The organism is uncultured Candidatus Puniceispirillum sp. (genome assembly GCF_963979125.1).
Classification (GTDB): domain Bacteria; phylum Pseudomonadota; class Alphaproteobacteria; order Puniceispirillales; family Puniceispirillaceae; genus Puniceispirillum.
In genome coordinates this window covers 1-1734 of sequence record NZ_CAXBVX010000183.1, presented here as the reverse complement: position 1 = coordinate 1734, position 1734 = coordinate 1, and the positions used below count along the sequence as shown (strand labels likewise).

2 protein-coding genes are annotated in these 1734 nt (G+C 49.6%); one reads left to right on the top strand and one right to left on the bottom strand.

Annotated features, from left to right (window positions below; translation table 11 throughout):
* Positions 1 to 78: 78 nt before the first annotated feature.
* Positions 79 to 690 carry a thymidine kinase gene (locus ABNT28_RS11005; protein WP_348721630.1) on the bottom strand — a complete coding sequence of 204 codons (612 nt, stop codon included), beginning with the start codon at positions 688 to 690 and terminating at the stop codon, positions 79 to 81.
* A gap of 169 nt (positions 691 to 859) precedes the next feature.
* Here ABNT28_RS11005 and upp point away from each other — a divergent pair, with 169 nt between their 5' ends.
* On the top strand, positions 860 to 1489 hold the full coding sequence (gene upp / locus ABNT28_RS11000) for a uracil phosphoribosyltransferase (RefSeq protein ID WP_348721629.1): 630 nt from the start codon (positions 860 to 862) through the stop codon (positions 1487 to 1489).
* Positions 1490 to 1734 lie beyond the last annotated feature (245 nt).

The following is a 1734-nucleotide window of genomic DNA, read 5'->3' as shown; positions in this document are numbered from 1 at the left end:
ACCAAGCAAAGCGTAGATTGATAAGATGATCGCACTATAATAATTCCATCATCCAGCTGGAACAAAGTAATGGCCGAATTATGATTCAGGTTTTGTGACCTGTGCCATGGTCGCTTTCCAATGCCGACGACATAGCGTGACATATTTGTCATTGCCGCCGATCTCGATTTGCGCGCCGTCAGTAATCGGGGTGCCATCAGCATCCTGGCGAACAACCATCGTGGCTTTGCGCCCGCAATGACATATCGTGCGGATTTCACGAAGCACATCGGCAATCGCCAGCAAGGTGGCACTGCCATTGAAAAGCTGTCCCTGAAAATCGGTGCGTAATCCATAACACATGACCGGAATAGCCAGATCATCAGCGATGGCGCTTAACTGCCAGACCTGGGCAACGGATAGAAACTGCGCCTCGTCAATCAAGATACAGGCAAAGTTGGTATCCTGTGACAGACGTTCGACAAGGGCAAAAATATCGGTGCTGTCATCGAACATTTCGGCGTCAGCCTGCAAGCCAATGCGGGAGCCAATCTTGCCTTTGCCATTATCGCCCTGGGCGATCCGGTCATCAAGACGTGCGGTGAGCAATAATGTGTTCATGCCGCGCTCGCGATAATTATGCGACGCCTGCAACAGAATGGTCGATTTGCCTGCATTCATTGCCGAATAAGAAAAATATAATTTTGCCATGTGATCGTGTGATAAATTTGGTTAGCTTGTGAATGGTAAATATAGGTCGTTGCGGCTAAGATAACGGTTCATACGCTATCTGAATATGCGTGGGTAGGTGACAATCTGATTTATAGTGCGTTACATGGTTTTGATTATAACGCCCCTATGAGTGACGAAAAGGTTTTTTATGACAAGTAATCTGCATATTCTTGAACATCCGCTGGCGACGCATAAACTGGCAATCCTGCGTGACAAAGATACACCATCAGCATTGTTCCGTACAACGCTGGCACAATTATCATGGTTGCTGGCCTATCCAACCTTTGCCGCGCTAAAGCTGACGCCGCGCCAGATCAACACCCCGCTGGAGCCGATGATGACAGCCAGCTTGCCTGATCCGGCGCCATGTCTGGTGTCAATATTACGGGCAGGTAATGGCCTGGTTGATGGATTCAGCCAGCTTTGCCCCGAAGCCAGTATCGCGCATCTGGGTCTGTATCGTGATGAAGATACCTTGCAGCCAGTGTCTTATTATACGTCGGTGCCACAAGATATTGCCACGCGGCAGGTTATTCTGGCCGATCCGATGCTGGCCACAGGCGGCAGTGCGATATTGGGCATGGAAAAGCTGGTCGAGATGGGCGTTACAGATATTGTATTTGCCTGTCTAGTGGCATCGCCCGAAGGCGTCGCGTCATTGCATGATGCGTTCCCTGATCTGCCGATTTTCACAGGCTGTCTTGACCGCGAGCTGAATGAAAAGGGCTATATTCTGCCAGGTCTTGGCGATGCAGGTGATCGTATCTATGGCACCTGATTGGATGATGCTGGTCTAATCCGCGATCATCTTGTCACCATCGCTTCGCTTGGTGGATGATGCTTGATTCATTATTTTTTGGGCGCGATCATCTTATCAATCTACGCTTCGCTGCGATTGGATGATGCTTGATTCATGCCGCGATCATCTTTCGGCCTTCGATGCTCTCAGGCCGGATGATGCTTGATTTATGCCGCGATCATCTTATCAATCTGCGCTGCGCTTGATTGGATGATGCTAGGACA

Coding starts and splice junctions, on each gene's coding strand:
- ABNT28_RS11005 (WP_348721630.1), bottom strand. CDS start 690: ATGGCAAAATTATATTTTTCTTATTCGGCAATGAATGCAGGCAAATCG.
- upp (WP_348721629.1), top strand. CDS start 860: ATGACAAGTAATCTGCATATTCTTGAACATCCGCTGGCGACGCATAAA.